Origin of the sequence: Salinihabitans flavidus, from assembly GCF_900110425.1 — a bacterium.
In the GTDB taxonomy this organism is placed as follows: Bacteria; Pseudomonadota; Alphaproteobacteria; order Rhodobacterales; family Rhodobacteraceae; genus Salinihabitans; species Salinihabitans flavidus.
In genome coordinates this window covers 150,357-173,971 of the sequence record NZ_FODS01000004.1, presented here as the reverse complement: position 1 = coordinate 173,971, position 23,615 = coordinate 150,357, and the positions used below count along the sequence as shown (strand labels likewise).

Below are 23,615 nucleotides of genomic sequence, written 5' to 3'. Positions count from 1 at the left end.
TGGTGCGGTTCCCGCTCAAGAAAAAATGGCGCGCACGACATGCGCCGGTACTGACAGGAGAATAGTTCATGAAGACCATTGCATCCGCCTTTTTCGCAACGGCCCTCACCGCCATCGTAGCGGTTCCGGCCTGGGCGCAGAGCGTGACGATCACTCTCGCCCATGAAGAACCCGCAGATACCGCAACCTCTGCGGCGCATATGTCCGCAACCGTGTTCAAAAGCATCGTCGAAAGCCTGTCCAACGGGGATATGGCCGTGGATATACAGGCTTCCAGTGCGTTGGGTAATCAACGCGAGCGGATGGAACTGACGCAGGCTGGGATTATCCAGGTCAACATCGCCTCCATCGGCGGGCTGGCACAGTTCTACCCGGCGATCAACGGGCTGGAACTGCCTTTCGTGTTCCCCAATGAAGTCGTGGCCGAGCGAGTGTTCGACGGCCCGTTCGGGCAGACCCTGTCCGACGAATTGTCCGCTGCGACGGGCCTGAGGCTGCTGGCGGTGACGGCAGGGGATTTCTATGTCTTCACCAATGGCACCCGCGCGGTCAAAACGCCCGAGGACATGAAGGGTTTGAAGGTCCGCACCATGTCAGTCCCCAGCCATGTTGCGTTGATGGATGCACTGGGCGCCGCCGCAACGCCGGTGCCATGGGATGAGCTCTACGGCGCGCTGGAGACCGGCGTGGTCGACGCACAGCACAATCCGGTGCCGATCATTGCCATCGGCAACCTGCAGGAGGTCCAGAGCTATGCGACCATCACAAATCACCTCTACGGGGCCGATTGGTGGGTCACGTCCGAGGACTTCCTGTCCAGTCTGACGCCCGAACAAAAGCGAATCTTCACCACCGGGGCCGAAAGCGCAAAGGTGGCAGGACGCGGCGCCAAGATGGCCCTGCGTGCGACACAGTTCGGCAACGAGTTCCTCAAGAATGCCGGCATCGAGGTTTATGCACCTTCAGCCGATGAACTGGCCGCCTTCCGCAACATTGCCATTCCGGCCGTCACCGCCACGATGGAGGCCGAGTTCGGCGCCGAGGCCGTGGCCTTGGGCAAGGATTTGCAAGAGGCGGTCAAGACCGCTGAGAAAGACCTTTACGCGGACTGAGCGCGCAGGGACAAGTTTCCGGGATCGCGTGGGATAACCATCGCGGTCCCGGCCATTCAGGGCAAAGGATAGCGGCACCATGAAATCCCGGATCGTGACAGGACTTTGGCGGATCTCGAAGGCGGTCAACATCGCCGTCGCTATACCGCTTGTTGCTGCAGGATTCCTTATGGTGGCGATCGTGATCGCCGGCACGGTTGCTCGCTATGTCTTCAATGCGCCGCTGATCTGGTCCGAAACATCGGCGCGCTATCTGATGATCTGGATCGGACTTGTTGGCGCGTCGGTCGCGCTGCGCCATGGCGACCATATTGCGATTGACGTGGTGCGCACCCGTCTGCCCCGCCTTCTGCGCCATGCGGGCGACCTGCTGGTGGCGCTGGCGGTCGCGTGGTTTCTGTGGGTGATGACCGTCGAGGGATGGGCCGCCGCCCTGCGCGGCAGCAACCAGATGTCGCCGGCACTGGGCCTGTCGATGTTCTGGCCGCTGGCATCGGTGCCGGTGGCGGGGGCGCTGATCCTTGTGCAGCATGTCCTGCACACCGCGCTGCGCCTGCTCGATGCCGAGAAGACGGGCGATCACCTGCCCGGCGGCGGGGCGATCTGATGCTGATCCTTCTGGCGGCCTTTGCGCTCCTTGTCCTTCTGGGTACGCCGCTGGCCTTCTCCATCGGAATCATCGGCCTGATCGCTCTGACCCAGCCTGACGGTCCCAGCCTGCTTCGTCTGGTGCCGATGCGGCTGTTTTCCGGAATCGACATGTTCTCGCTGATGGCGATGCCCTTCTTCATCCTGGCGGGCGATATAATGAACCGCATCCAGATCACCGACCGGCTGATCGATCTGGCCAATGCGCTGGTCGGACGGGTACGCGGGGCTCTGGCGCATGTGAATATACTGGTGTCGGTGCTTTTCGCCGGGCTGACCGGCGCAGCGGTGGCCGATACGGCGGCGATCGGGCGTATGATGATCCCGGCGATGGCCGATCAGGGCTATCGCCGTCCCTTTGCCGCGGCGGTGACAGCGGCCTCGTCGGTGATCGGTCCGATCATTCCGCCTTCCATCATCATGGTTATTTACGGATCACTGATGCAGGTGTCCATTGCGGGGCTTTTCGCCGCCGGGATCCTGCCCGGGATAATGATGTCGGTGGCGCTCATGTCCTATGTCGCCTGGCGCGCGCGCAAGGAGGATCTACCCATCGCGACGCTGGACCGCGAGGTGCCGCCGGTGCGTGTGGCGCTGAAACGGGCGATCCTGCCGCTGATGATGCCGCTGATCATCTTGGGCGGCATCCTGGGTGGTGTGTTCACCCCGACCGAGGCAGCAGCGGTGGCCGTGGTCTATGCGCTGGCGGTGGGGGTTCTGGTTTACCGCAATTTCAACCTGCGCGATCTGTGGGATGTCCTCTACGAGATGGTGCGCGCCTCGGGGGCGGTCTTCATTATCCTTGCGGCAGCCTCCATCCTGGGATGGGTGCTTGCCAAGGAAGGCGTGCCACGCGATCTGGCCAATTTTCTCGGGGGGATCAGCAGTGACCCGCTGATATTACTTCTGGTTGTCACCTTTGCGCTGCTGCTGATCGGCATGTTCATGGAGATGACAGCCGTGCTGATCATTCTCGGCCCGATCCTGCATCCGATTGCCGTGTCGATGGGGGTGGATCCGCTGCATTTTGGGATCATCATGGTGGTGAACCTGAATATCGCGCTCATCACCCCGCCGCTCGGGGCGTGCCTGTTCGTGGCCTCCTCGGTCGGCAATGTTCGGTTCGAGGCGGTGGCAAAAGCGATCCTGCCCTTCATGCTGGTGGAGCTGGCGGTGCTGTTGCTGGTGGTGGTTTTCCCGGCCCTATCGCTGACCCTGCCGCGCCTTCTGGGCCTCGACTGACCACAAATGCACAAGGAGACATGCAAATGACGCGGGAGGTCATCCTCTATGGTCTGGGGTCCATGGGCCAGCGCATTGCACGGCTGGCGCTGGAGCGCGGCTATCGTATCGCCGGGGCAATTGATCTGGACCGCGCCAAGGCGGGACAGCCGCTCAGCCGCGTCTTGGGCCTGCCCAAGGGGACGTGTGACGCGACCGTCAGCGATGATGCCGCCTCCGTCCTTGCCGCCACCACCGGCGCGGTCGTGCTGCAGGCCACATCGTCCTTTCTGGCACAGGTTGCAGGACCGATCGCGCATTGTCTTGAGCAGGGTCACGACGTGATCTCGATTGCCGAGGAAATGACTTTTCCGGCCGCGGCCAGCCCGGAGACGGCAGACCGGCTGAACCGGATCGCTGCACAGCACGGCGTGCGACTGTTGGGCACCGGGGTCAATCCCGGTTTTGCAATGGACATGCTGGTGCTGGCGTTGACGGTGCCGTGCGGGCGGGTGGATTACATCCTCGCGACGCGCACAAACGACCTGTCCGATTTCGGTCCCACCGTGCTGACTGGGCAGGGCGTGGGACTGAGCCCGGATGAGTTTCACAGCGCCGTCGCCGATGGCCGTGTCGTAGGCCATGTGGGGTTTGACCAATCCGTTGCCCTGATCGCCCGCCATCTGGGCTGGAAAATCGACCGCGTGGAAGAAACCCGTACGCCAATCATGTCGACAGTGACGCGCGCGACGGACCATTTGACGATCACCACCGGACAGGTCGCTGGCTGCCTGCACTGCATGAAAGCCTTTGTCGACGGGCGCGAGGTGCTGCATCTGGAACATCCCCAGCAGATCCGCCCAGATCTTGAGGCGCAGGCCACGTCGGACCGCATCATCATCACAGGGGATCAGGCCATAGACATGGTCATCGCCCCCGAAATCGGCGGTGGCGCGGGCACTGCAGCCGCGGCTGTGAACGCTATCGAATACCTTGCCTGCACGGCACCGGGCCTGATCCACCTGACCGATCTGCCCCTCAACAGCCCGCGCGCCCTGACCGCCTGAAAGGAGCCTTCATGACATCATATGCCGCAGACTGGGTTCAGATCCACAAGATCATCCTACGCCCCGATGAGCGCCCCAAGACCTTGCCCGCCGAAACCCGTGCCGTGCCGCTGGAGATGCGCGTCAAGGGCTGGCAAGTGACGGAAAGCGCTGAAATCGGTGACCAGGTGCGCGTCCGCACGGTTCTGGGTCGCGAACAGACCGGCGAACTTATCGCGGAGAATCCCGAGTACGGCCATGATTTCGGCCGCGCAATTCCCGAATTGCTGGCCGCCGGCGACGAACTGGTCGCGATGATGCGCGATATGCCAAAGGAGGACTGACATGACCAAGACCGATTACGCTTCTGTCATGGCTCGCAAGGGGGAGATCATGCTGTCCTCTCTGGGCATTGATTATGCACCCTTCATGGCGCATCCCGTGACCTTCGACTACGAGGCCCTGATGGGCCTTGTGCCCTATGACATTGACGAGGTCCGCCAGGTTCAGGCTCGCGCAGGTGTCGGCAGTACCGCCCTGATCGAACTGCGCCAGATCACCCGGCTGGCCCGGAGCCTGTCCTCCAAGGGCAAGGGCGCGCGCATCTTCGTCAAGGATGAGGCAGCCAATCCATCGGGGAGCTACAAGGCGCGGCGCGCGGCGCTCAGCCTGCATCACGCCGAGCAGGCCGGCTTCAAGGGCGTCGTCACGGCCACCAGCGGCAATTATGGCGCCGCCGTCGCCAGTCAGGCCGCGCGGCGCAACCTGGATTGTGTCGTGGTTCAGGAAGTGTTTGACAGCCACGGCATCGGCCAGCCCGAGATCCTTGAAAAGGGCCGCGCCTGCGAAATCTACGGCGCCGAGGTGATGCAGCTTTCGGTAGGTCCGGAGCTGTTCTACAGTTTCCTGCGTGTACTGGAGGAAACAGGCTATTTCAACGCCTCGCTCTATACCCCATTCGCCATCGCCGGGGTCGAGCCGCTGGGCTTCGAGATTGTCGAGCAGATGCAGACTGCCACCGGGGCAGCCCCTGACGTGGTGATCTGCACCCATGCTGGCGGCGGCAATCTGACCGGTACTGCGCGCGGCCTTCGCAAGGCGGGCGCGGACCGCACCCAGATCATAGGTGCCAGTGTCAACCTGACCGGGTTGCACATGGCCAGCGACACCGATTTCAACCGCAAGCATTTCACCACCGGGCATACCGGCTTCGGCATTCCTTTTGCAGGCTGGCCGGACCGGACGGACGTGCCGCGCAACGCCGCGCGAGTGCTTCGCTATATGGACCGCTACCTGCTGCTGAAGCAGGGTGAGGTATTCTACATGACCGAGGTGTTGGCCCGTCTGGAAGGGTTGGAACGGGGGCCGGCGGGCAACGTATCGCTCGCCGCCGCCTTCGCGCTGAGCCAAGAGATGGACGCAGATCAGACCATCGTGGTTCAGGAAACCGAATATGCCGGTGCGGGCAAGCAACCCTCGGCTCAGCTGAGCTTTGCGCGTAGCCGCGGAATCGAAATCCTGCGCGGCGATTCAGAGGCGGAAATTCCGGGTCAGACGGTGATCATTCCTGATGGCCCAGGCCGCATCCAGGTGCGGGACTTGGACATGACCAAACTGCGCCGGGGGCTTGTGAAAAAGGCGGCGGCCATGGTGGAGGATAACGCCCGCGATGACGCCCTCGTTCAGTTCTTGGCTGATGAAACGCAGATGTCGCCGACCGAGATCACCGGGCTTCTGTAACATGAAGCCTTGGTGCGTCCTGTTAGGTGGTTTTGGTTGGCAAAACTCAGGATCCCCGCTTTGTCGGCGTGGGTTGCTGGTGCCAGATGCGATGGTCCAGAAGGCCCCGTGGAGTGATGGCCGCCGGTGAGAGAGCATTGAGCCGTCTGATAGCTCGATCTCGACCGGTTGCTTTTCGATCACCTAGCCGTACTGTCGCTCCGGGCCGGCCTTCGAGCGGGCGGCTATGGCGATCTACGATGACCTTCATATTTAAGGACTGCCGGCCGTCAAGCTTCGGCATGCCACGTCCTTTGACCGCCATGCTGAACCGGACACACCCCGACGACTGGCCATATGGACGGGCCACACGTACCACTGATGCACGGCGGCAGCTTCCGGTACTATCTCGCTTTATTCCGACGAATAGCGCCGGACCAAGAAGAACCATCCGGATTCAAACTCGAGAGACGTTCGGTGAATTCGAAAGCTTCGGCACCCGGGCTCGCTGAAATCGACAGAAACCGCGACCGACACCGGCGCGAGTAATCCTCCCCGGCCAAGACCCGACATCGGGGCCGGCGGTTTTGGGGACGGTACGCATGCCAGGAGGTCGGACACGATGGAGTTGAACAGGCAGAAATCGCTCTCGAAGCAGATTGTCGCCTCGCTTGTCGTCCTGCTGGGCACCGGGCTGCTGACTTTGGTGTTTGTCGGCTATAACGCAATCAGGATTGCCGATGACGCTTCGTCCGCTCGTCAGGAGCGGTTCGCCGCACGCAGCCTCGCCGAGGAAATCGCCGATCTGCCAAACGACCAGCGCAGCGTCACGATCTGGGATGACTCCGTTGTCTGGACACGCGCCCGTGATGCAGACTGGATGGACGGGAATCTCGGCGCCTGGGTGCAAGGTTACTTCGGTCATGACGAAACCTATATCCTCGATCCGGAGGGCGTGCCCTACTTCGCTTCGATCCAGACCGAACGGGTCTCATTTGATCGCTACGAGGACCGGGCCGACCGCATCGCTCCGCTTGTGGCGCAGCTTCGCGCGGCGATGGCCGAAGCAAGCCTCGGGATTGACAATCCCTATGAAGAGCTTGCCGATGTGTCGGTCGTGGCTGCCCTGCGGTTCGACGACGTGGCGGCCATCGTCAGCGTGGTTCCCATCGTTTCGGACACCGGCGATATCGTTCAGTCCGCTGGAACGGAATCGCTGCATGTCGCGGTGCAATATATCGATGCGGATCTGGCGGGGCGGATCGGCACGCCCAACGAGCTTCGGGATGTGGCTTTCGGACCTGCTCCGCCCGAAGGCAGTTTCACAGGCGTCCCCGTGACCGATGCCGACGACACCGCGATCACATGGCTGACCTGGCAACCGGAACGACCCGGCACGGCGATTTTCATGCGGATGCTGCCGGTTCTTCTGTTTTCGGTGCTGGCCGGTGTAGGCCTGCTGTGGTGGATGGTACATCGTCTGCTGAGGCTGTCGGGGCAGTTGCATGTCAGCGAAGCGCAGGCGCGATTCCTGGCAAATCATGACGCGCTGACCGGTCTTCCGAACCGCAAGTTGTTCCAGGATCGTCTGACGCAGGCCATGCATGCGACGGCGCGCAGCGGCCAGCCTGTGGCGCTGATCGCGATCGATCTTGACAGGTTCAAGCTGATCAACGACTCGCTCGGTCACCCGGCGGGGGACGAATTGATCCGTCAAGTCGGCAGTCGGCTGGTCGAACTGGTCCGGGCGAGCGATACCGTCGCCCGGTTCGGCGGTGACGAATTCATGATCCTCATGCGCGACGTGGCTGGTGACGACGACCTGCGCCGCTTCTGCGCGAGGATCGTCGAACAGCTGTCGCGCCCCTATGACCTGCTGGGAAATACCGGGAGCATCGGGGCCAGCGTCGGCGCGGTGCGGGCCGGTTCGCTCGACAGCAAGCGGGACGACCTGATGCGCCGCGCGGACATCGCGCTTTACCGGGCCAAGACCGAAGGAAGGGGCCGCTACGTTCTGTTCGAGTCGAAGATGGGCAAGGTCGAGCATGAGCGGAACCAGATCGAGAACGATCTGCGCGCGGCGCTGGACACCGGAACCGGCCTCAGCCTTGTCTACCAGTCCATCTGCGACGAGAAAGGCCGCGTGACGGGCGCCGAAGCACTTTGCCGCTGGGATCACCCGGAACATGGGGCTCTTTCGCCCGAAATCTTCATCCGGGTTGCCGAAGAACGCGGGTTGATCGACCGGCTTGGTCAATGGGTGCTGGAAACGGCCTGTCGCTTTGCCGTCGGCACCAATCTTGGCAAGATCGCCGTCAACGTGTCACCAATGCAACTGAGGCATCCCGGATTTGTCCCTATGGTGCTCGAAACGCTCCGCACGACCGGGCTTGCGCCGACACGCCTCGAACTCGAACTGACCGAACGGGTGCTTCTGGACAAGACTGTCGGCATCCGGGAGAAGATCGGGCAATTGCGCGCTGCCGGCATCACCATCGCGCTGGACGATTTTGCGACCGGCGACTCGTCGTTACAATACCTGCGTGACTACCGGGTCGATTCCATCAAGATCGACCGATCCTTCGTCGCGCGCCTCGGCCAGGACGAAGAATCCGATCATCTGGTGCAGGCAATCTTCGGACTGGCCCGTGCCATGGGCGTTGCCGTGACCGTCGAAGGTGTCGAGACCGAGATGCAGCATGACCGCCTCGCTGCGATGGGCTGCAGGACGTTTCAGGGGTATCTGCTGCACCGGCCGATGGACTCTGAACAATTCGCTTCGACGATGTCCGAGGGACACATCGCCATCTCGTAAATCGTGCCTCGTACGATAATGCGCCCATCGGTGAGCGTTCTTTCTTCTGCAATTTGACTATGTGGATCCCAGTCGGCCCGCTGAAGAGCGGGTGCTTTGAACTTGCTGCATATCGCGTTCCCAAAGGTTAGATTTCTTCATGTTGCCATGGGGTTTATTCCTCCCGACGCAGTAACGGCCCCGCACCAGATCGCAAGCTTAGATTGCAGCCGTCCAAGATATCCTTGCTGACCGATAGCAGGATCTGTGCGGCGAGTACTTGTGCGGGCCGCCCGCCGAGGACCAGGTCGAAGTTCTTGACCGGGAGGTACGCCGCGAATGCGGCGGGGCCATGCCCGGCGGAATCCGTGTCGCGGTACGGACACGCCGCCATGGCTTTGGCCTAACGGGAGTGCATCACAGAGGGACGGCATCCATTCTCTCCTCTAACTATTGGCTTGTTAGGCACACGGCTTGTTTGGTCTTATGTGGGGATGAAGATCACCGGAACTGAACTGCATCTCCTTGCTGTTTTCAACAGCGTCGTTCGCAACAGCGGCATCTCTGCAGCCCAGGTCGAGCTTGGGCTCAGCCAGCCTACCATATCCAATCACATCACCGCCTTGGAAGAGCGACTGGGGGTAAAGCTTTGCCAACGTGGGCGGCGCGGGTTCCTGCTGACGGAAAAGGGCCGGATCGTTCATGAGATGAGCCAATCGCTGCTCGCCACGATGGCCGCTCACGAGAGCAAACTGGCTGAACTGCGGGGCAGCCTCGTGGGGTACATCAAGATCGCCGTCGTCGATTGCCTCGTCAGTGATCCGGAATTCCGCCTGCCGGAGGCGATCAAGGTCTTCGTCGAAGCCGCCCCGGCCGTTCGCGTCGAACTGACGGTCGAGCGCCCCCAGGACATCCTGAGCGGCATACTCGACGGGAGCTTCGACGTGGGGATAGGCGGGTTTGATAACCTCGTCAGCGGGCTGGATTACCAGACGCTCTACCACGAACGCCACGCGCTCTACTGTGGCTCGCCCCATGTCCTGTTCGATCAGTCGGACGGTAGCCTCACAGATTGCGACTACACCGGCTTCGCCTGGGCTCATCGCCGCTACTGGAGCAGGCGGCGTCAGCGCGGCTGGCACCTCTCGGAAAAGGATGCCTTCGTTCAGGAGATTGAGGCACAGATGGCGCTGGTTCTGAGCGGCGCATTCCTGGGATTGTTGCCGGAACATGCGGCGCACCCCCATGTGAAGGCTGGCAAGCTGCGCCGCTTGCCCTTTACCGGCCCCAATCTCGACGTGCCCATGAACCTCGTGACCCGGAAAGGCCCGCGGCCCGCCACGATCGACCTCTTTCGCAAGGAGATCCTGTCACTCTACAGATGCAAATGAAATCCTGCCCTGTCAGCCGTTCCTGAACCGCTCAAGGTCTTTCAGATAGCTGTTCTCGGCGCGCTCGCGTTGCAGGAGCCCGGGGTCGAGATCGGCCAGCAGAAGCTTCGGCACCGTTCCGGCGGAGGCCAGCGTTTCGCCGTTGGGACCGTTGATCGAGGACAGGCCGACGAAATCGAGCCCGAATTCCGAGCCTGTGCGGTTCGCGTAGCCGAGGAAGATCTGGTTCTCCATGGACCTGACAGGCACGAGCTGGCGTGCGACGCGCTCATGGGGTGACATGAGCGCGGTTGGCACGACGACGAGATCGGCGCCGGCCTGCGCCTGCTCACGGACAAGCTCGGGGAATTCGACGTCGTAGCAGATCAGAACGCCGACGCGCAGGCCACTGATCTCAAAGAGCGTGGGGTGGCTGCCGGGCACGAAAGTCTGTTTTTCCCACGCCCCGAACAACAGGCGCTTGTAGTAGCGCCCCAGTTCCTCACCGGACGAGGAAAAGACCACAGCCGCGTTGCGCACCCCCTCGGCGGAAACAACATGCGTGCCCATCACGACCGGCACGGCCTTCTCGGCCGCGATCCGGCCGACGGCATTCAGCGCCTCCTCGACATCGGCCAGATCATCGGCTTTCAGCTCGGGAATATGGTAACCTGTCAGGTAGCCCTCCGGGAACACCACGAGATCCGCGCCCGCTTCGACGGCATCGGCAAGAACGCGTTCGACTTCCTGCAAAGTGGCCGCCCGGTCGTCTGGCACGCCCTCTCCCTGCCACATGGCCAATCTCAACATCATCCTGTCTCCCTGTTCGTGAAATCGAGCACGATACGCCCGCGTACATCACCTTGCGCCAGGCGTGCGAGGCCCTCACCGATCCGCTCGAAAGGCAGCACTTCGTGATCGACCGAGAAGCGGTGATCCCTGGCGAAGTCGAGAAACTGGCGGAGGTCCGCGCGCGTGCCCACCGAGGAGCCCATCACCTGATGCCCGCCATTGATGAGCCACATCATGGAAAGCGGCACGGGGTCATGGACAAGCGCGACCGCCACGATCTGGCTCAGCGGATTGGCGGCCTCAGCGATCAGATCCCAGACCGAGGGCGTCGGGGCGAAGTTGAGCGTGATGTCCGCGCCTCCCCAGGCGCGGATTTCCTGCGCGGCGCCGGGTGGCACGGCAAGACTGGCGCCAAGCGTAAGCGCCTCCGCCCGGCGGCGCTCATCGGGTTCGACGACCGCGACACGCAGCCCCCGCGCCTGGGCAATCTCGATGGCGTACTGACCAAGCCCACCCGCACCCACAACAAGAAGCTGCTGCCCGGGGCGCACGTCGCAACGCGCCAGGGCCGACCAGGCGGTGAGCCCGGCACAAAGGAGCGGGCCGGCGGTGACAGGATCAAGTTCGTCAGGGATGCGCGTCGCGAAATGGCCATCGAGAAGTGCGAACTCCGCGAACGCCCCCGGGGCATCGAGACCGCGGGCCTTCTGCTCCGGACAGAATGTTTCCCTTCCGCGCAGGCAGGGGTCGCAGTCAAGGCATGTCTGGTAGAGCCAGGGCAGGCCGACCCTCGTCCCAATCGGGAGCGGCCCGTCGCCAGCCACGATACGGCCCACCCCTTCGTGCCCAAGGATCAGCGGAAAGGCCTCATCCGGCATCGGCTCGTCGCCCTGCTGAACGTGGAGGTCGGAATGGCATAGCCCGCAGGCTTCCATCCTGACAAGGTATTCACCCTTACCGGGCCGTGGCACCGGAACTCGGTCCAGGCGCAACGGCTTGCCCGGCGCGTCGCACAGCGCGGCCAGCATGGTGTCGGGAAGCTCAGTCATTCCCGACCCTTTCGGCCCCGAGAAGGCGCGGAAGGTTCCCGTAACGCCCGATCAGGCCGAAGGCCAGCGCGGCGAGGCCCACGAAGATCACCGAGACCACGCCCATGATGGGCGTGTAGCCATAGCGCAGGGAGTTGAAGATCTTGATAGGCAGGGTCTCCACGGTGAAGCCGGCGACCATGTAGGCGATGATGTATTCGTTCAGCGACAAGACGAAGGCGAAGGCGTAGCCCGAAATCATGTAAGGCGTCAGAAGCGGGAGAATGACGGTCCGCAGGACCTGCCCGCGCCGCGCCCCCATGGTCCGGGCCGCTTCAACCAGAGACGTGTCCACCCCGGCCAGGCCGAGGCTTATCGTGACGACCGGCAAGGTGACGAGAAACACGCCGTGCGAGATGATCGTGGCCGTCATCTGGCCATACATGCCGATCGACACCCAGAACACCAGAAATCCAAGCGCGGAAATGACCGGCGGCAGCATGAATGGGGCAACCCCCAACACGTAGAGCGCGCGTGCGAGCCGGTTGTTTCGCGACCAGACATGGAGCGCCAAGGGCAGCGCGATAGCGACGGCCAGCAGGCTGGAAACCGCGGCGATGATGAGGGAATTGCGCAACGGCACGAGCCAGTCGGAGTTGCGGAAAAGCTCTGCGTACCATTTCAGCGAGAGATCCTGCGGCGGAAACCGCAGGCTTTGCTGGCCATTCAGGGACACCCCGGCCACGACGACGATCGGTGCGGCCAACAGCAGCAGGATCACGGTCACATAGAAAATTTGCAGGTGGCGCGTCATGTGTCAGTCACCTTGTCACGGCCGAGCAGCAGAGAGAGTCCAACCATCGCCAGCGACACAAGCAACAGCAACACGGCCATGGCGGCGGCGAAGGGCAGGTTCGACTGGAATATCGCCTGGTCGGTGATGTGAACGGACAACGTCCAGTGCTGCGGTTGGCCCAGAACCTGCGGAAGCAGGTAAACGCCGAGCGTGAACACGAAGACGAGGATGAGCGCGCCCATCATAGGCTTGCGCAGCATCGGAACCGTGACCGTCCTGAACGTCTGAAACGGGCTCGCGCCCATCATCCGGGCCGCCTCGCCCAGCTCCGGATCGAGGCGCGATACGGGCGGGTAGAGGACGAGAACCGAGTAGGGCAGAGCAAGATAGCACATGCCTGCCATCAGCGCGAACAAGCTCGGCGTATAGGCTCGGGATTCCTCGATGAACCCGAGGGCGGCCAGCAGGTTGCCGACCCCCGCCGTCTTCGACAGCAAGGTGGACAGCGAGAAACCAATGATGACCTCGGAGAGCGAAAGTACCGACAACAGTATCACCAGCACGATCGTCTGCCCGCGTTGCTTCATCCGCGCAAGGCTGAGTGTGAAGGGAAAGGCAAGCAGAACGCAGATCACGGCGGCGCCGGCCGAAATCAGGATCGATGTCAACAGAATGCGCCCGAAGAACACCGAGAAGAAGCGCAGGTAGCTGTCGAACTCGAAACCCGGTTCGTAAAATCCGCCCGGCACCCGGTGCGCTACGCTTACCGTGAGCATGATGGCGAAGGGCACGAGGAAGAACAAGAGGAGCCAGGCCACCGGCACAAATGGAAGCCAGCCCGGCGTGGAATTCTGACGCATCCCGCTCATGCCGGGAACACCACGCGCTTGCCCGGCGCGAAGGTCACTCCGACCTCCTCGCCGAGACCGATGTCGGGCCGGGCGCTCGGCGCATAGAGCGCGTAGATTTCATGGTCGCCCTGATCGAGCACGAACTGGATGCTTTCGCCCAGGTCACGAATGAAGATGACTTTCGCCGGGATACCCGTGCTTGGCGCCTCCAGCCGCACATCTTCCGGCCGCACCGAGAGTACGAGACCGGCGCCGGGATCACTCTTGAGACGATCCTCCTCTTCCACGTCGAACCGGTAATCGAAAACCTCGATGCTGCGGTCAGTGTTGAGCGTGCAGGGAAGCAGGTTGGACGTCCCGATGAAACCCGCGACGAAGGCATTGGCGGGATCGCGGTAGATCTCCATCGGCGAGCCGATCTGCTGAACCCGTCCCTCGTTCATCACGATCACGACATCGGCCATGGTAAGCGCCTCTTTCTGATCATGGGTCACGACGATCGTGGTGACGCCAAGACGCTGTTGAAGCTGGCGCAATTCGACCTGCATGTGCTCGCGCAAATTCGCATCAAGCGCGGACAGCGGCTCGTCCAGAAGGAACACCCTTGGGTCGATCGCAAGCCCCCTTGCGATGGCAACCCGCTGCCGCTGGCCGCCGGAAAGCTGGTGAATGCGCCGGTCGCCGAGGTCGGAGAGTTGCACAAGGTCCAGCAGTGTCTCCACCCGCTCCCGGACTTCCGCCTTCGATCGCCCCCGGATCGTGAGCGGGTAGGCTATGTTGTCCGCGACGCTCAGGTGAGGGAAAAGCGCGAGCGACTGGAATACCATCCCGAATTCGCGTTTTTCCGGCGGAACCGTCGTCTGATCCTCACCCGCGACAATGACCTGGCCCTCGGTCGGCGTTTCGAGACCGGCAAGCAGGCGCAAAAGCGTGGTCTTGCCGCACCCCGACGGACCCAGAAGGCAGACGAACGTTCCGTCCGGGATATCAAGGGTGACGTCTTCAACCGCAGTCAAGCGCCCGAAGCGCTTGGTCATGCGGCGCAGCGACAGCTCTGTCATGGGGGCATCCTTCTTATCGTGACCGGCCCGCAGGGTGTGCGGGCCGGTCAGGCATCGGTGTCTTACCCCGTGACGAGCTCAGACCATTTCTGGTTCACCCAGTCGGCCTTTTCGACATAAAGGTCATAGCGCGGCAGGATGGGTGGCAGTTCCGAGGAGACGGCGGCGAATTCCTCGTCCGTCAAATCCGTCATGTCGCGGGGGATCGTCGGGGCGGTTCCGACGAAACGCGACAGCTTCGACTGGATTTCGGGCTGCGACATGTAGTCGATGAAGACCTGGCTTGCCTCCAGCGCATTGGAGGCTTTCGACACCACCCAAGAGCCAGAATCGAGCACCGCCCCCTCCTTCGGGAAGGTCGAGCGAACCGGCTTGCCGTCGGCCGCAGCCAAACCCGTCACGTCGTGATAATACTGACCCATCGGAATTTCACCGGTTTCCAGCGCCTGCTGGAACTGGCCTTCGTCGCGGTACCACAGGCGGACATTCGGCTTCACTTCGGCCAGCTTGTGCATGACCTCGAGTACGCCGTCTTCGGTGGCAAGGATATCGGTGCCGCCAAAATAGCAATGCGCCGTGATTTCCAGTAGGAATGAGTTTGAGGCAAGCGCCAGCAGCCCGAGACGATTCTCGTTGGATGGATCCCAAAAGGCAGTCCAGCTTTCGGGAGGCTCGGGATAGACATCGGTATTGGTCACGAGGGAGATGTACCATGCCACGGCGCCGGTGCCGTAGAGTCCCCCATCCTCATACCCGTGGAGGAAGTGGTCCGGCAGATTTTTCACGTTGGGCATCGCACTCTGGTCCAGTTCGGCCCAAAGGCCCACGCGCTCACCGCGGATTCGGGCAACCTGGGCCATCATGGACACATCGGCCGGGGCTTGACCCGCGCGTGCCGCCTGTTGCAGCTGAACAAGCCACGCCTCCCCCGTCGGTTCGGCGATCGAATCGACTTCGATACCGGTTGCTGCGGTGAAGTCCGGGTAGATGTGCGTCTTGAAGCTTTCCTCAAAGTAGCCGCCGTAGGTGCCTACCTTGAGGCTTTGCCCCTGTGCCAGCAGGATCGATGGCGCTGCAAGTGTTCCAAGCGCTGCCACGCCGGTCGAAGCAAGAAAGTCGCGTCTCTTCATCATTTTCATTCTCCCTGAAGTTAAGGTGTTGTGGTGCCCTGCGGTACATTTGGAAGGACGCAGAGCATTTCGTACAGCAAATTCGCCCCGATCAGCGCCGTATTGCCCGTCGGATCGTAGGGGGGCGAGACCTCGACGAGGTCGCAGCCCACTATATTCAGGTTGCTGCAACCGCGCACGATCTCCAGCGCCTGCCACGTGGACAGGCCGCCGGGCTCCACCGTTCCCGTTCCCGGCGCGAAGGCCGGATCGAGACTGTCGATGTCGAAGGAGATATACACCGGCATATCCTGCACGGTATCGCGAACTTGCTGCATCAACGGGGCCATGGACCGGTACCAGCACTCCTCGGCCTGCACCACCGTCCAGCCCTGCGTGCGGCTCCAGTCAAAGTCGTCGCGCGAATACCCTGTGCCGCGCAGACCGATCTGAAAGACCCTGTTATTGTCCAGACAGCCGTCTTCCCACGCCCTGCGGAAGGGGCACCCATGCGCAACCTTCTCTCCGAACATCGTCTCGTTGATATCGGCATGGGCATCCACATGGATCAGTGCCACGGGGCCGTGGGCATTCTTCATCGCCCTCAGAATCGGCCATGTCAGCGTGTGATCTCCACCCAGCGTCAGCGGGATCGCACCGGCCGACAGGATTTGGTCGTAATGGGTCTCGATTATGCCGACGGAGGATTTCAGATCGAAGGTGTTGATCGGCACATCGCCGATATCGGCCACCTGAAGGTGATCGAAGGGTGCGGCGCCGGTGGCCATGTTATAAGGTCGCAGCATCCTGCTTTCATCGCGGATCTGACGCGGGCCGAGACGCGTGCCGGGGCGGTTCGAAGTCCCGATATCCATCGGGATGCCGACAAAACACGCGTCGAGCCCCTTCGCGGTCTCCTGCGTCGGAAGTCGCATCATCGTTGCCGGCCCGCCGAAGCGCGGCATGTCATTCCCACCGAGAGGTTGGTTCAAGCTGCGCATCTTGAAATCCCTTCAACTGATACGACCATTTCCAGCTCTCGAATTTACTGGCGTTCTGCGCAGATGGAATACCAGTGTATGAACGAATACATTTGCATATCCAAATGTATTCCCTTGGCCGTCAGTTCAAGCTGATGCCAGTATCACATCATCAATGCCGGTCCACGATGCCGTTTGACAGGCGCCCGTAGCGCAGCCACCTCCGACAAAACCTCCGTCGAAGTGATAGCTCCGATCACGGGGATCCACCAAGCAGCAGGTGTCCGAGTAGCCGCAATGGGTATTCTCGGCTTCAAGCGAAGGCTGAACAGCCGATCACACAGACCGGGACGCAGATTTTCCTTCGTGAAACAGGCAGTCAGGGCACGCGCCGCTATTGGCGGGTGCCGCTTACCGATGGCTACTTCAGGGGCATCGAGTCGAGCCAAATGGGAGCGCCCAATCAGCAGACCGGCTTGTCCCAAGGCGTTATGCGACTGGGCACTCATGGCAGAGGCGACAAAGGCGCTAGTCCGGGTGGTGATCTTCGGACCGGATCGTCGTGAAGTGCTGCCAGAGGGTTTAGCAGGAACTGCCGGCCTTCTGGCGAAACGGTCTGGTTGCCGACGGCTTCGCTCCTGCCCATCTGGTGGCATATACGGAAGGCCGCCGCGTGGCCCTGCCGCAGACAGCGGGATCAGGCCTCGCCTGGACGGGGATGCCGCAGTTTGCCACTCATGCTTTGAACCGTCCTTTGCTGACGAGGGCACGGTAGGTCGAGCGCATCTCGGCGCGGTCGGTATAGCAGCCGCGCAGGTAGCGGTCGCCGCTGGTCGCCGAATAGGCGGCGCGGCCATGCACGATGCGGTGGTTGTCGAACACCATGCATTCACCCGCCTTCATGAGGAATTTCATCACATATTTCTCTTCCTGCAACATCCGGCCGAAACGGCAGAAGGCGGGGTAGTACTCATCGAGCAGGTCCTGCGGCAGGTCGAAGATATCCGCCATATGCTGGCTGATCGTCAGACCCGAGACCTCGCCATGCTGGTCAAGCTCGATCACCGTCTGGCGCGAGCGCATGTCGTAGCTATCATGCTCGCAGTAGAAGGGGGTCGCGACCTCGGAGAGCAGCCTGAAGCCTTCGGGATCACGCTGGCGGAAGTCGCTGGCCACCGCAACGCCATCGGCGTAGAGGCTGTCGCCACCCTGCACCGTGTTCGCGCGGCAATGCAGGAACTGGACGCCCGGAGCGTTGTCCTCGGCCGGCGTATCGGTGTGCAGTTCCAGCGCCGAGGCCGTGTAGGCGGTATTGGTCGGGTTGATGTGAGTCTTCACGTCGAAATAGTCGCCAAAGAATGTTGGGCGCACCTGTCCGATCAGGTTCGCGATCTCGGTCAGCGCCGCATCGCTGTCGGGCATGTCGGTCACGATGGTGAAGCCCTCGGTCAGCATCGCCTCGATCCATTTGGCGCGCGCCTCCGGGTCGGCCACCAGCCGGGGCTGGCTGAAGCGCGGCACGTTCGGGTAGTGGTCGCCATACCAGGCCACGCGCGGCAGGTCGGAAGGATCACGTCGCGGCTTCCCCTCACGGTACGCCTCCAGCCAGCTCAGCGGAAAGCGGGTGACGTGGTCCTCGTCCTGCCAGACGATTTCCAGAGCGTTGTCCTTCACCTCGGCCTGAGCCGCACGGGGCGCCGTGGCAAGGTGAAAGATGTCGAAACTACGCTCGCGCGTGGCGGCGTCGAAGGACGTCGGGCAATTGTCCCGAAGCCAGTAGTAGTTGAAGTAATGGCTCACGCCGTCGGACAGGGCAATTTCAAGTCCCTTGTTTTTGAGCACCGGTGCGGAGACTGTCGGGGCAATCACATTCATATCTGTTCTCGGCTCGTTGGAGGAGGTTCTGGATATTCTGAGCCGAACATCTCACGGGTTTCGCCATCGATACAGGCGGTTTAGAGTGAAGTTATGTTAAGCTGATGGTAAAGTTATGGAACGCTTCCCGCCCCTGCGTCTGCTTGCCACGTTCGAGACGGTCACACGCCTTGGCTCCATGCGCGAGGCGGCGGCGCGACTGAACGTGACGCTGCCGGCCGTCAGCCAGACCTTGAAGGCGCTCGAAGAGCATGCCGGGGTAGAACTGTTCGACCGCAGCACGCGCCCCGCACGGCTGACCGACGCCGGAGAGATCCTTGCCCGCGCGACGCGCGACGGGCTGGGCCAGATCGCGGCCGCGCTGGAAGATATCCGTGCCATGCATGGGCAGGCGGACCGGAATGTCACCGTGGCCTGCACCCTTGGAATGGCGACCTATTGGCTGATGCCGCGCCTGCCGGATTTCTACGCGCGTCACCCCGACATCACGGTCAACGTGCAGGCGCCATCCACGGATCTGCCCCACCTCGCTCCGGGGATCGACATCGCGTTGCGCTACGGTACCGGCGGCTGGCGCGAGGGGCGAACCCGCAAGCTCTTCGACGAACTGGTCTGCCCCGTAGGCGCCCCAGCCCTGGTCAGGCGGCTTCAGGAAGAAGGGGGCGGGCTTGAGCGCGCTCCGCTCATTCATGTGCGCAGCCCCCACAATCCGCACTGGGCGAGCTGGGAGGACTACCTGCGAGAGCGCGGAATCGAGCGTGCCCGGATGTCTGGGGAGAGCTTCAACAACTACGTGCAGGCCGCGCAGGCCGTTCTGGATGGGCGCGGGCTGATGCTGGGCTGGCGCTCGATCAGCGAGAATGCTGTGCGCGACGGGGCACTCGTGCCATGGCCGGGCCCGGCGGTCGACCTGGGGACCGCGTATTACGTGACTGTTGCTGACCGCCTCTCCGGCGATGGGCAAAGCTTCCTTGACTGGCTGACAAGCCATAGTGACATGGGATAGCGGAGCGGTTGTCGGACCCAATTTGAATGATCGAGATTGAGGTCGAACAGAGCGGGGATTGGGCTCTGCGTGAATGTCCGTTGTCGGGATGTAACATGGGTTCTCCGTCGACCGCTTTCCGTGCAGGACGCAGTGAACGACTGCTCTTCGCCCTTCGTGCCGAGTGGTGCGAAGAACCCTTGCTGGTAGATCCGGCCAAGCGAATTTTGATCGCTTGGCGCCTGCTACCTGTCGTATTTGGGTGGCAAGTTGAACAATGCAGTGAACTCGCGGCAAAGATCCGGGGCGCCGGCGATCTGCACGCCGACGTTTTCAGGTGCGACATCTCCATAGAAGACAGCCGCAAGGGGAGGTGCGGCGGGCGCTTTGAAACGCAAGTCAGGGTCTTCCGCCACGCCGCGTGTCACGCGCATCGCACCGTTGGCAAGCCGCACCGTGAACTGCGCGGTGCCGATGGTAAAGACCACCACGGCCTCCATGACCCGCGCCGCGTCCGAATCCAGCATCGTGCGCAGGGACAGCATGAACGACACGGGCGACAGCGGCAGCGTTGGATCGTGCATTGGAGATGCGGCAGCCCAGCGGCCCAGTTCCTGCATGATCGGTTCGGCCGAATAGCCCCAATCCGTCAGACCATACAGTTGTGCCGGGGCCGGCTCGGGCGCAGTGGACCGGATGACCACGCCGTTTGCCTCGAGCCCGGCAAGCCGTTCGGTCAGCACCTTGGCGCTGACCCCCGGCAGGTTCGCGCGGATGTCACTGAAGCGTCGCGGCCCGAACATCAGCTCCCGCACGATCAGCATCGACCAGCGTTCCCCAAGCAGTTCGAGGCCGAATGCCGTGCCGCAGGCATCACCGTACCACCGCCCATGGGGGGATTCCGCCGATTTAGTTACTTTTTGTTTCTTCATAGTTGCCTTTTGTAACTCATAGCGGTTAATCCGTCCATATCGACCACACGACTCGGGAGGAACCGTGATGTCCCAGATGATCTTTATAAACCTGCCAGTGGCGGACCTCGACCGTTCAATGGCCTTCTACGAGGCCATCGGGTTCACAAGAGATGACAAGTTCACCAACACCCGCGCCGGCTGCATGGTCCTGTCAGACGAGATCCGGGTGATGCTGCTGACCCATGAGTTCTGGGCGACATTCACAGAGCGCCGCCGGGTCGACCCCGCCACCGAGGCGCAGGTGCTGCTTTGTATCAGCCGCGAGGACCGGGCCGCCGTGGACGCCATCACCGAAGCGGCGATTGCCGCTGGCGGCATGTCCGATCCTTGCCCGGTGCAGGACCACGGGTTCATGTATGGGCGTAGCTTTACCGATCCCGATGGCCATATCTGGGAGCCCATGTGGATGAGCCCCGAGGCGATCAAAGCGGGGCCGGCGGAGATGTCACATGCCGGTTGATCCGAACGCCCCCATAACGATTGCCGCCCACGACTGGGTGCCCGAATTGCCAAGGGGCAAGGTCGAGACCTGCGCGTCCGCCGGACCCCGGATGAGGCGGGCCGGGACTGTGCCGGTCGGAATCTTTTCAAGCCATACAAGGAGAACTGACATGACCTATGTCGCAGGATTTCTGACCCCCGTGCCCAACGGGAACAAGGACGCCTACATTGAAAGCGCACGCAAGGCCTGGCCGCTTTTCAAGGAATACGGTGCCTTGCAGATCATGGAGACATGGGGCGATCAGATCCCCGAGGGAAAGCACACGGACTTCAAGCGCGCCGTCGCGCTGGAAGAGGGAGAGACGGTCTGCTTTTCCTGGATGATCTGGCCCGACAAGCAGAGCCACGACAGGTGCGGTGCCAGCATGCAGACCGATCCACGCTGGCAGGAGATGGACATGCCCTTTGACGGAAAGTGCATGATGTGGGGCAGCTTCACCCCGATCTTCGAGGAGACGGCGTGAGCGATGCCTGATGAAGACAATGCCAGGCTGACCCTGTGGACCTTCGACTGGGTGCCTGAAGGCCCCCGCGGCTTCGTGCGTGATCTGCGCCTTCGATGGGCCTGCGAGGAGGCGGGGCTGCATTATCAGATGCGGTCCGTCCCCTTTGAGGATCGCGGACCGGACCATCTTACGCACCAGCCCTTTGGGCAGGTCCCGTTCCTGACCGACGGCGATCTGCGGATATTCGAAAGCGGCGCCTGCCTGCTACATCTTGCGGAAAAAGATGCAAGCCTGATGCCGCGGGACACCGGATCCCGAGCGGAAACCATGTCTTGGGTCGTTTCGGCGCTGAACTCGGTTGAGATGGTCAGCGTGCCCTGGTGGTTCGTGGGCCTCGCCAGCCCTCCCGAGAACCCGCTCGAAGGCTGGTTGCGGGCACGGCTCGACAGTCTTGAGCGCGTGTTCGAGGGGCGGGATTGGCTTACCGCAGGGCGTTTCACCGCCGCCGACCTGATGATGGCGGACGTCCTGCGCCTGCCCTGGGTCCGCGCGTTTGGCGATTATCCCGCGACGGATGCCTACGTGGCACGGGTCTGCGACCGCCCGGCCTTCAAGACGGCGCATGCCGACCAGGTTGCCTTTTTCGCTACGGCGGACGGAAACCGTGCCAGGCGCAAAGAAGATGGCGGCTGAGGCGATCCGTTCCACCGGACGCCACCGCGACTTGCTGCCTTCAAACCCGTCACATAGCGTAATAAAGGAGACCGCCATGACTGGCCATACAGCTTCCTCTCTCCGCCGGGCAGGTCTGTACGCCCTGGCCCTGTGCGGCGTGATGGCGTTGCCAGTATCCGCACAGGATACCGCCGGCCGGGCCGTATCCGGTGACTTGGATATCTACTATGAGGTTCACGGTGACCTCGGGTCTGGACTCGTACCCTTTCTCGTCCTGCACGGAGGCATGGGTACAATTGCCGGCGATTTCGGAGAATTGCTTCCCGTCCTCGCGGCGCAGCGGACGGTGATCGGGGTGGAGCAGCAGGGGCACGGTCATACCGGCGGGCGCGATACACCGGTGTCGCTGGAGGCAATGCGAAACGACACTCTTGCCGTGCTCGATACGCTCGAAGTGGACCGCGTTCATGTCGTCGGGTTCTCCATGGGCGGCATGCTGGGGGTGGAAATGGGCGTCGCCGCGCCGGACCGCGTCGCAACGCTGACCGCGATCTCGGTCAGCCAGAATCTCGACGGGATGCACCCCGCGATCGCGGAGGTGAACCGTAATCCCGAGGCCGCGCCAACTCCCGAGGCGCTCGAACTGATGCCCAGCGAGGAGGACTTTGCCCGCATGCAGGCTGGTTTCGTCGAAAATCCGGACGGGCCTGAGCAGTTCCAGCGAACCTTCGCGCAGCTCCAGACCTTCATGGTCAGCGACTGGGGCTGGAGCGACGAAGACCTCGCATCCGTTGAGACCCCGTCGCTGATCATTCTTGGCGACAGCGACTTCATGTCCGTCGATCACGCCGCGAGGATGGCGGGGCTTGTCGGCGCCCAGCTTGCCGTTTTGCCCGATACAACGCATCTGTCAATCATGCGCCGTCCCGACTGGCTTGCACCCCTGATCGAAAACCGGATCACGACGGCCGACGAGGGCTCGCGGACCACGTTCCACTGAAAGGAGAAGGACGATGACGAAACGAATGGCCGCGGTATTCCTCTGGTTCGACACCGAGGCAGAGGCAGCGGCAGAATTCTACGCCGCCACCTTCCCGGACAGCCACGTCGATAACGTGATCCGCATTCCCGAGGGCGCGCCGAACGCACCGGCCGGGACTGTTCAGGTGGTCGAGATGACGCTTCTCGGTCTGCCCTACGCGCTTCTCAACGCCGGCCCGCATGTGCAGCCCAATGATGCCTATTCGCTTCAGGTTTACACCGAGGATCAGGCGGAGACGGACCGGCTCTGGGACGCCATCTTGGACAATGGCGGCGAGGCGATCATGTGCGGCTGGTGCAAGGATCGCTGGGGCTATCGTTGGCAAATCACCCCTCGGATCCTGATGGAGGCGCTGTCGCACCCCGACCCCGCCGCCTCAGGGCGCGCGCAGGCCGCGATGATGGAAATGCAGAAGATCGACATTGCGGGCATCGAGGCTGCCTTGCGTGGCGCTCCATGAGACATGAGACCACAACGTCCAAGATCATCGGCGGCCCGGAGGGCTGGTATGCCCTTTGCACCTGCTGATTGACAGCGCCGGGATCAAGGTTGCGCGCGAAGGCGAGAGGCACACCCACAAGCACGGTGGT

General features: G+C 62.4%; 23 protein-coding genes. 14 read left to right on the top strand and 9 right to left on the bottom strand.

Annotation, left to right across the window (positions count from 1 at the left end; translation table 11 throughout):
* The first annotated feature begins 68 nt into the window (after positions 1-68).
* The 8 genes from dctP to BMW66_RS05425 all read left to right on the top strand — a co-directional run bounded on the left by dctP (position 69) and on the right by BMW66_RS05425 (position 9,931).
* The gene (dctP, locus tag BMW66_RS05465; protein WP_093116253.1) at positions 69-1,112 is read left to right on the top strand and encodes a TRAP transporter substrate-binding protein DctP; all 1,044 of its coding nucleotides are present in this window, start codon (positions 69-71) and stop codon (positions 1,110-1,112) included.
* Between the two features lie 79 nt (positions 1,113-1,191).
* Positions 1,192-1,719, top strand: a complete 528-nt coding sequence (locus BMW66_RS05460) for a TRAP transporter small permease (protein ID WP_093116250.1) — start codon at positions 1,192-1,194, stop codon at positions 1,717-1,719.
* Positions 1,719-3,002: a TRAP transporter large permease gene (locus BMW66_RS05455; RefSeq protein ID WP_245729372.1), complete on the top strand. Its 1,284-nt coding sequence runs from the start codon at positions 1,719-1,721 to the stop codon at positions 3,000-3,002. The genes BMW66_RS05460 and BMW66_RS05455 overlap by 1 nt, the downstream gene beginning before the upstream one ends.
* Positions 3,003-3,028: 26 nt before the next feature.
* Entirely contained in the window at positions 3,029-4,048 is a 1,020-nt protein-coding gene (locus BMW66_RS05450; RefSeq protein WP_093116248.1) for an NAD(P)-binding domain-containing protein, read from the top strand.
* Positions 4,049-4,059: 11 nt separating this feature from the next.
* Positions 4,060-4,371: a 2-amino-4-oxopentanoate thiolase subunit OrtA gene (gene ortA / locus BMW66_RS05445; RefSeq protein ID WP_093116246.1), complete on the top strand. Its 312-nt coding sequence runs from the start codon at positions 4,060-4,062 to the stop codon at positions 4,369-4,371.
* Position 4,372: 1 nt separating this feature from the next.
* On the top strand, positions 4,373-5,767 hold the full coding sequence (gene ortB / locus BMW66_RS05440; RefSeq protein ID WP_093116244.1) for a 2-amino-4-oxopentanoate thiolase subunit OrtB: 1,395 nt from the start codon (positions 4,373-4,375) through the stop codon (positions 5,765-5,767).
* Positions 5,768-6,368: 601 nt separating this feature from the next.
* Positions 6,369-8,561, top strand: coding sequence for a putative bifunctional diguanylate cyclase/phosphodiesterase (locus tag BMW66_RS05435; RefSeq protein ID WP_093116242.1), 2,193 nt, complete (start codon positions 6,369-6,371; stop codon positions 8,559-8,561).
* A gap of 473 nt (positions 8,562-9,034) precedes the next feature.
* Positions 9,035-9,931, top strand: coding sequence for a LysR family transcriptional regulator (locus tag BMW66_RS05425; protein ID WP_093116238.1), 897 nt, complete (start codon positions 9,035-9,037; stop codon positions 9,929-9,931).
* Between the two features lie 12 nt (positions 9,932-9,943).
* On the opposite strand, the gene BMW66_RS05420 is transcribed toward BMW66_RS05425, so the two are convergent.
* From BMW66_RS05420 to BMW66_RS05375, 8 genes are all read right to left on the bottom strand, one after another.
* Entirely contained in the window at positions 9,944-10,723 is a 780-nt protein-coding gene (locus tag BMW66_RS05420; RefSeq protein WP_093116236.1) for a carbon-nitrogen hydrolase family protein, read from the bottom strand.
* The gene (locus tag BMW66_RS05415) at positions 10,720-11,751 is read right to left on the bottom strand and encodes an alcohol dehydrogenase catalytic domain-containing protein (protein WP_093116234.1); all 1,032 of its coding nucleotides are present in this window, start codon (positions 11,749-11,751) and stop codon (positions 10,720-10,722) included. Before BMW66_RS05415 ends, BMW66_RS05420 begins: the two co-directional genes overlap by 4 nt.
* Positions 11,744-12,544: an ABC transporter permease gene (locus BMW66_RS05410; protein ID WP_093116231.1), complete on the bottom strand. Its 801-nt coding sequence runs from the start codon at positions 12,542-12,544 to the stop codon at positions 11,744-11,746. Before BMW66_RS05410 ends, BMW66_RS05415 begins: the two co-directional genes overlap by 8 nt.
* Complete coding sequence (locus BMW66_RS05405; RefSeq protein ID WP_093116229.1) at positions 12,541-13,395, bottom strand: ABC transporter permease; 855 nt, start codon at positions 13,393-13,395, stop codon at positions 12,541-12,543. Before BMW66_RS05405 ends, BMW66_RS05410 begins: the two co-directional genes overlap by 4 nt.
* Positions 13,392-14,438, bottom strand: coding sequence for an ABC transporter ATP-binding protein (locus BMW66_RS05400; protein WP_093116227.1), 1,047 nt, complete (start codon positions 14,436-14,438; stop codon positions 13,392-13,394). The genes BMW66_RS05405 and BMW66_RS05400 overlap by 4 nt, the downstream gene beginning before the upstream one ends.
* 62 nt (positions 14,439-14,500) lie before the next feature.
* Entirely contained in the window at positions 14,501-15,577 is a 1,077-nt protein-coding gene (locus BMW66_RS05395; protein ID WP_245729370.1) for an ABC transporter substrate-binding protein, read from the bottom strand.
* 11 nt (positions 15,578-15,588) lie between these two features.
* Positions 15,589-16,548, bottom strand: coding sequence for an agmatinase (speB, locus tag BMW66_RS05390; RefSeq protein WP_093116223.1), 960 nt, complete (start codon positions 16,546-16,548; stop codon positions 15,589-15,591).
* A gap of 714 nt (positions 16,549-17,262) precedes the next feature.
* Positions 17,263-18,369: a TauD/TfdA family dioxygenase gene (locus BMW66_RS05375; RefSeq protein WP_245729368.1), complete on the bottom strand. Its 1,107-nt coding sequence runs from the start codon at positions 18,367-18,369 to the stop codon at positions 17,263-17,265.
* 148 nt (positions 18,370-18,517) lie between these two features.
* Between BMW66_RS05375 and BMW66_RS05370 the strand changes: the two genes are divergently transcribed.
* Entirely contained in the window at positions 18,518-19,408 is an 891-nt protein-coding gene (locus BMW66_RS05370; protein ID WP_093116217.1) for a LysR substrate-binding domain-containing protein, read from the top strand.
* Positions 19,409-19,632: 224 nt separating this feature from the next.
* On the opposite strand, the gene BMW66_RS05365 is transcribed toward BMW66_RS05370, so the two are convergent.
* Positions 19,633-20,319 carry a winged helix-turn-helix transcriptional regulator gene (locus BMW66_RS05365; protein ID WP_093116215.1) on the bottom strand — a complete coding sequence of 229 codons (687 nt, stop codon included), beginning with the start codon at positions 20,317-20,319 and terminating at the stop codon, positions 19,633-19,635.
* A gap of 67 nt (positions 20,320-20,386) precedes the next feature.
* Between BMW66_RS05365 and BMW66_RS05360 the strand changes: the two genes are divergently transcribed.
* The 5 genes from BMW66_RS05360 to BMW66_RS05340 all read left to right on the top strand — a co-directional run bounded on the left by BMW66_RS05360 (position 20,387) and on the right by BMW66_RS05340 (position 23,485).
* Positions 20,387-20,821 carry a VOC family protein gene (locus BMW66_RS05360; RefSeq protein WP_093116213.1) on the top strand — a complete coding sequence of 145 codons (435 nt, stop codon included), beginning with the start codon at positions 20,387-20,389 and terminating at the stop codon, positions 20,819-20,821.
* 151 nt (positions 20,822-20,972) lie between these two features.
* On the top strand, positions 20,973-21,326 hold the full coding sequence (locus tag BMW66_RS05355; protein ID WP_093116211.1) for a DUF1428 domain-containing protein: 354 nt from the start codon (positions 20,973-20,975) through the stop codon (positions 21,324-21,326).
* A 3-nt stretch (positions 21,327-21,329) separates the two neighbouring features.
* A complete protein-coding gene (locus tag BMW66_RS05350) occupies positions 21,330-22,001 on the top strand; it encodes a glutathione S-transferase family protein (protein ID WP_093116209.1) in 672 nt (223 codons plus the stop codon).
* Positions 21,883-22,983 (top strand): alpha/beta fold hydrolase, encoded by a 1,101-nt coding sequence (locus BMW66_RS20280; protein WP_093116207.1) that lies wholly within the window; start codon positions 21,883-21,885, stop codon positions 22,981-22,983. Before BMW66_RS05350 ends, BMW66_RS20280 begins: the two co-directional genes overlap by 119 nt.
* A 13-nt stretch (positions 22,984-22,996) precedes the next feature.
* A complete protein-coding gene (locus BMW66_RS05340; protein ID WP_093116205.1) occupies positions 22,997-23,485 on the top strand; it encodes a VOC family protein in 489 nt (162 codons plus the stop codon).
* Positions 23,486-23,615: the final 130 nt, after the last annotated feature.

Excerpts from the sequence above, each read along its gene's own strand:
- ortA (WP_093116246.1), top strand. The coding sequence starts at position 4,060 with ATGACATCATATGCCGCAGACTGGGTTCAGATCCACAAGATCATCCTA.
- ortB (WP_093116244.1), top strand. The coding sequence starts at position 4,373 with ATGACCAAGACCGATTACGCTTCTGTCATGGCTCGCAAGGGGGAGATC.
- BMW66_RS05355 (WP_093116211.1), top strand. The coding sequence starts at position 20,973 with ATGACCTATGTCGCAGGATTTCTGACCCCCGTGCCCAACGGGAACAAG.
- BMW66_RS05425 (WP_093116238.1), top strand. The coding sequence starts at position 9,035 with ATGAAGATCACCGGAACTGAACTGCATCTCCTTGCTGTTTTCAACAGC.
- dctP (WP_093116253.1), top strand. The coding sequence starts at position 69 with ATGAAGACCATTGCATCCGCCTTTTTCGCAACGGCCCTCACCGCCATC.
- BMW66_RS05415 (WP_093116234.1), bottom strand. The coding sequence starts at position 11,751 with ATGACTGAGCTTCCCGACACCATGCTGGCCGCGCTGTGCGACGCGCCG.
- BMW66_RS05435 (WP_093116242.1), top strand. The coding sequence starts at position 6,369 with ATGGAGTTGAACAGGCAGAAATCGCTCTCGAAGCAGATTGTCGCCTCG.
- BMW66_RS05450 (WP_093116248.1), top strand. The coding sequence starts at position 3,029 with ATGACGCGGGAGGTCATCCTCTATGGTCTGGGGTCCATGGGCCAGCGC.
- BMW66_RS05365 (WP_093116215.1), bottom strand. The coding sequence starts at position 20,319 with ATGAAGAAACAAAAAGTAACTAAATCGGCGGAATCCCCCCATGGGCGG.
- BMW66_RS05350 (WP_093116209.1), top strand. The coding sequence starts at position 21,330 with ATGCCTGATGAAGACAATGCCAGGCTGACCCTGTGGACCTTCGACTGG.
- BMW66_RS05395 (WP_245729370.1), bottom strand. The coding sequence starts at position 15,577 with ATGAAAATGATGAAGAGACGCGACTTTCTTGCTTCGACCGGCGTGGCA.
- BMW66_RS05460 (WP_093116250.1), top strand. The coding sequence starts at position 1,192 with ATGAAATCCCGGATCGTGACAGGACTTTGGCGGATCTCGAAGGCGGTC.
- BMW66_RS05420 (WP_093116236.1), bottom strand. The coding sequence starts at position 10,723 with ATGATGTTGAGATTGGCCATGTGGCAGGGAGAGGGCGTGCCAGACGAC.
- BMW66_RS05370 (WP_093116217.1), top strand. The coding sequence starts at position 18,518 with ATGGAACGCTTCCCGCCCCTGCGTCTGCTTGCCACGTTCGAGACGGTC.
- BMW66_RS05410 (WP_093116231.1), bottom strand. The coding sequence starts at position 12,544 with ATGACGCGCCACCTGCAAATTTTCTATGTGACCGTGATCCTGCTGCTG.
- BMW66_RS05340 (WP_093116205.1), top strand. The coding sequence starts at position 22,997 with ATGACGAAACGAATGGCCGCGGTATTCCTCTGGTTCGACACCGAGGCA.
- BMW66_RS20280 (WP_093116207.1), top strand. The coding sequence starts at position 21,883 with ATGCCTACGTGGCACGGGTCTGCGACCGCCCGGCCTTCAAGACGGCGC.
- BMW66_RS05455 (WP_245729372.1), top strand. The coding sequence starts at position 1,719 with ATGCTGATCCTTCTGGCGGCCTTTGCGCTCCTTGTCCTTCTGGGTACG.
- BMW66_RS05400 (WP_093116227.1), bottom strand. The coding sequence starts at position 14,438 with ATGACAGAGCTGTCGCTGCGCCGCATGACCAAGCGCTTCGGGCGCTTG.
- BMW66_RS05405 (WP_093116229.1), bottom strand. The coding sequence starts at position 13,395 with ATGAGCGGGATGCGTCAGAATTCCACGCCGGGCTGGCTTCCATTTGTG.
- speB (WP_093116223.1), bottom strand. The coding sequence starts at position 16,548 with ATGCGCAGCTTGAACCAACCTCTCGGTGGGAATGACATGCCGCGCTTC.
- BMW66_RS05360 (WP_093116213.1), top strand. The coding sequence starts at position 20,387 with ATGTCCCAGATGATCTTTATAAACCTGCCAGTGGCGGACCTCGACCGT.